General features: G+C 51.3%; 3 protein-coding genes and 4 tRNA genes. 1 reads left to right on the top strand and 6 read right to left on the bottom strand.

The annotated features are described in order from the left end of the window. Nucleotide 1: 1 nt before the first annotated feature. The 4 genes from L2I46_RS28720 to L2I46_RS28705 all read right to left on the bottom strand — a co-directional run bounded on the left by L2I46_RS28720 (nucleotide 2) and on the right by L2I46_RS28705 (nucleotide 440). Nucleotides 2-74, bottom strand: a tRNA-Thr gene (locus tag L2I46_RS28720). Between the two features lie 5 nt (nucleotides 75-79). Continuing rightward, a tRNA-Gly gene (locus tag L2I46_RS28715) sits at nucleotides 80-154 on the bottom strand. A 115-nt stretch (nucleotides 155-269) separates the two neighbouring features. Continuing rightward, nucleotides 270-354: transfer RNA gene (locus L2I46_RS28710), tRNA-Tyr, on the bottom strand. A gap of 10 nt (nucleotides 355-364) precedes the next feature. Continuing rightward, nucleotides 365-440 (bottom strand) — tRNA-Thr (locus tag L2I46_RS28705). 429 nt (nucleotides 441-869) lie between these two features. Here L2I46_RS28705 and coaA point away from each other — a divergent pair. Then, the gene (coaA, locus tag L2I46_RS28700) at nucleotides 870-1820 is read left to right on the top strand and encodes a type I pantothenate kinase (RefSeq protein WP_032429237.1); all 951 of its coding nucleotides are present in this window, start codon (nucleotides 870-872) and stop codon (nucleotides 1818-1820) included. 26 nt (nucleotides 1821-1846) lie between these two features. Here coaA and birA read toward each other — a convergent pair whose 3' ends face one another. Together birA and murB are read right to left on the bottom strand one after the other, a co-directional pair. Further along, nucleotides 1847-2809, bottom strand: coding sequence for a bifunctional biotin--[acetyl-CoA-carboxylase] ligase/biotin operon repressor BirA (birA, locus tag L2I46_RS28695; protein ID WP_004206834.1), 963 nt, complete (start codon nucleotides 2807-2809; stop codon nucleotides 1847-1849). Next, nucleotides 2806-3834 (bottom strand): UDP-N-acetylmuramate dehydrogenase, encoded by a 1029-nt coding sequence (gene murB, locus L2I46_RS28690; protein WP_032454528.1) that lies wholly within the window; start codon nucleotides 3832-3834, stop codon nucleotides 2806-2808. The genes birA and murB overlap by 4 nt, the downstream gene beginning before the upstream one ends. Between the last annotated feature and the right edge of the window lie 257 nt (nucleotides 3835-4091).

The following is a 4091-nucleotide window of genomic DNA, read 5'->3' as shown; positions in this document are numbered from 1 at the left end:
GTGCTGATACCCAGAGTCGAACTGGGGACCTCACCCTTACCAAGGGTGCGCTCTACCAACTGAGCCATATCAGCACGTCTGGAGCGGGCAGCGGGAATCGAACCCGCATCATCAGCTTGGAAGGCTGAGGTAATAGCCATTATACGATGCCCGCATCCTGAAACTCGGCTACCCAGTTCTTTCTGTAATACTAAAGAGACTGCTCTCTGTAGTATTGAGCTGATTAGTTTACCCAACCAACTCCGGCTACGCAAAGCGTCGCCAGAAAGTGGTGGTGGGGGAAGGATTCGAACCTTCGAAGTCGATGACGGCAGATTTACAGTCTGCTCCCTTTGGCCGCTCGGGAACCCCACCCAAATTGTTATGGTGCCGACTACCGGAATCGAACTGGTGACCTACTGATTACAAGTCAGTTGCTCTACCTACTGAGCTAAGTCGGCATCAAGTAGCGCGCATTCTAGGGAGAGGAGCGAGTTCATGCAACTAAAAATTTGCATAAAACGTTCTCTTGCTCACATTTTGTGCTCTTACGCGAAAAAACGGTGTAATTTCAAACAACGGAGTGCAAATAATCGCCAGCAAACAGCACAGCAGGCGCGGTTTCGGTCATCCACGTTTACCCGGAACGTATGCTGACCGCAGACTGAAAGGCAGCAGGCCGTTAGCACAATCCTGTTAGCAAAGGCCATGCTTTGCAAAGCATAAGAAACTTATTCCTCTCTTGTGACGCTGGCGCGAGAAAGCAGCATTCAATGAGTTTTTTTCTTATTATTCCCGGCAATCTGGTGTTACCCTCCTGCCCATTGTCCTGATTAACTCGTGTGAAGCATCGCCGTTTCAACGTATTCGGTGATGGTAAGAACATGCTTATGAGCCAAAAAGAGCAGACGTTAATGACACCGTACCTACAATTTAACCGCCACCAATGGGCTGCACTTCGTGATTCTGTCCCGATGACGTTAACCGAGGAAGAAATCACGCGGTTAAAAGGCATCAACGAAGATCTCTCTCTGGAAGAGGTTGCTGAGATCTATTTGCCGCTGTCGCGTTTGCTCAACTTCTATATTAGTTCTAACCTGCGTCGTCAGGCGGTTCTCGAACAATTTCTTGGCACCAACGGTCAGCGAATTCCCTATATAATCAGCATAGCTGGCAGCGTTGCGGTAGGTAAAAGCACCACCGCCCGTGTACTGCAGGCCTTGCTTAGCCGTTGGCCTGAGCATCGCCATGTTGAACTCATTACCACTGACGGATTTTTGCACCCTAACTCGGTTTTGAAAGAACGTGGGTTAATGAAGAAGAAAGGCTTTCCGCAGTCTTATGATATGCATCGGCTGGTGAAGTTTGTCTCCGATCTCAAATCAGGAGTACCACAGGCAACTGCACCGGTTTATTCCCATCTAATTTATGATGTTATTCCCGACGGCGATAAAACTGTCGCGCAACCGGATATTCTCATTCTTGAAGGACTGAATGTTCTGCAAAGTGGGATGGATTATCCACACGATCCGCATCATGTATTCGTATCGGATTTTGTCGACTTTTCTATTTATGTCGATGCCCCGGAAGAATTATTGAAAAGCTGGTATATCAACCGCTTTCTTAAATTCCGGGAAGGAGCATTTACCGACCCGGATTCTTATTTCCATAATTACGCCAAGCTATCGAAGGAAGAAGCGGTGGATATTGCCACCTCGCTATGGAATGAGATTAACCTAATGAATCTCAAGGAAAACATCCTTCCAACCCGCGAGCGCGCCAGCCTGATTATGACCAAGAGCGCCAATCATTCCGTTAATCAGGTACGCTTACGGAAATAAAGCAAAGGGAGCCGAAGCTCCCTTTTTTATTCTGCGCTGCGCAATGATATTTCACCACCGACCCAGGCTTTTATCACACCATCCTGCTCCAGCAATAGCGCCCCCTGGGCGTCAATACCGCGGGAAATGCCATAAATTTCTTTATCACCGATAATCAGTTTTACCGGACGATGAATAAAGTTATCCAGTTTTTCCCAGCGCGGCAGATAAGGAGCCAACCCTTCCTGCTCGAACAGCTCCAGCCCCAGGCGCAGCTCTTTAATCAGGCGCGCGGCGAGGAGGTTACGATCGATGACCACCCCTGCTTCCTGAAGGCTGATCCAACCCTGATTGACGACATCAGACTCCACGCGACGCATCACAAGGTTGATACCCGCGCCGCTGACGATTTGTGCGGCATCGCCCGTTTTTCCCGTCAGTTCCACGAGGATCCCTGACAGCTTACGATCCTGCAGATAAATATCGTTCGGCCATTTCACGCGAACCTGTTCGGCCCCGAGTTGCTGCAGCACTTCAGCGATCACAATACCGATCACCAGGCTTAGGCCAATAGCCGCTGCCGGGCCCTGCTCCAGACGCCAGTACATTGAGAGATAGAGATTCGCGCCAAAGGGGGAAAACCATTTTCTGCCTCGTCGACCCCGCCCTGCCTGCTGATATTCAGCCACGCAGGCATCGCCGGACGTCAGCTCATCCAGTCTGTCCAGCAAATACTGGTTAGTGGAGTCGATTACCGGAAGGACAGTCACTCGGCCATGCTCTATCTGTTGGGAGATCTTTTTCTCATCCAAAAGATGAATAGGCTCTGGCAGGCTGTAACCCTTGCCCGGTACGGTAAACACATCAACGCCCCAGTCGCGTAAAGTCTGGATATGCTTATTAATCGCCGCCCGGCTCATGCCTAACTGCTCGCCAAGCTGTTCACCTGAGTGAAACTCACCATCAGCAAGGATAGAAATTAGCGTTAAAGGGATAGTATGGTCTTTCACGCAATGCTCTCCTCTGCGTTGACTTCACCATGCGTTCCAATGAAGCGCACCTCGGGTTGAAGCCATACATTGAATTTCGCACCCACCTGCTGGCGAACGTAATGGGCAAGCTTTATCACATCCTCACTGGTCGCTTGATCTTCATTAATCAGTACCAGCGCCTGCTGTCGATGCACGGCCGCGCCGCCGATGCGTTGTCCTTTGAGCTGACATTGATCGATTAGCCAGCCAGCGGCCAGCTTGACGCTGCCGTTTGCCTGCGGATAGTGCGGTGCATGAGGGAACTGCGCCAGCAGCGCTTCTGCAACCTGAGCGCTGACGATCGGGTTCTTAAAAAAGCTGCCAGCATTACCGTTAATCTTTGGATCCGGCAATTTAGTCATTCGCATATGACAGACCGCATCGAATACCTGCTGCGGGGTGACCGTCTGCGGATCGAGACGTGTTAAATCACCGTAGCTCAGCACCGGTCGCCACGCTTTCTCTAACGCCAAGCCAATCGCGACGATGGCGTAGCGGTCCTGATATTCATGTTTAAAGATGCTGTCGCGATAGCCGAAACGGCATTCCGCTGCGGAAAGGCGTTGTTTACGTCCCGTTTCCAGCTCGATGCAGTCAACATATTCGCAAACCCGCTGCAATTCGACGCCGTAGGCGCCAATATTCTGGATAGGCGAAGATCCTGCGCAACCAGGGATTAATGCCAGATTTTCCAGACCAGGCATCGCATGCTGTAGCGTGAACTGCACCAGTTGATGCCAGTTTTCGCCGGCGCCGACGTGCAAGCGCCAGGCATCCGGGGTTTCGCTCACCTCGATCCCCATAATTCGGTTGAGGATCACCGTACCGGCATAGTCGTTCAGAAACAGGACGTTACTGCCTTCCCCAAGGATTAGCGTGGGTTCGCCAGCCGCGACAGCGGTTTGCCAGGCGCTTAATAACTGTTGTTCAGTTTCGGCGCGTACTATCGTATTGGCGGATCGCTCAATGCCAAAGGTATTCCAGGGTTTGAGGGAGTGGTTCATAGTGGCTTCCTGATGCAAAATCGGCGTTAGTTTACCGTATCTGGCGGGGGAAGGCTTGCCTGATTACAGAGGCAATAATATTGCGGGCGCTAACGGTGGTGATGTGGTGTACCGGTCCGGGCTACAGAACCCGCAAGGTCCGTAGCCCCGGTAAGCACAGCACCACCGGGGAAATATACCCCACACAGCAAAAAACCCCGCACCTTTCGGGACGGGGTTCTTTTTAAACGCAAAAACAAAAAGCTCAGTCTTTCGAC

This window comes from Klebsiella sp. 2019SCSN059, from assembly GCF_021739525.1.
In the GTDB taxonomy this organism is placed as follows: domain Bacteria; phylum Pseudomonadota; class Gammaproteobacteria; order Enterobacterales; family Enterobacteriaceae; genus Klebsiella; species Klebsiella quasipneumoniae.
This window is presented reverse-complemented; position numbering and strand designations above follow the sequence as displayed.

Bases quoted from the DNA above. Each gene is read 5' to 3' on its own strand.
- coaA (WP_032429237.1), top strand. From the start codon at position 870: ATGAGCCAAAAAGAGCAGACGTTAATGACACCGTACCTACAATTTAAC.
- murB (WP_032454528.1), bottom strand. From the start codon at position 3,834: ATGAACCACTCCCTCAAACCCTGGAATACCTTTGGCATTGAGCGATCC.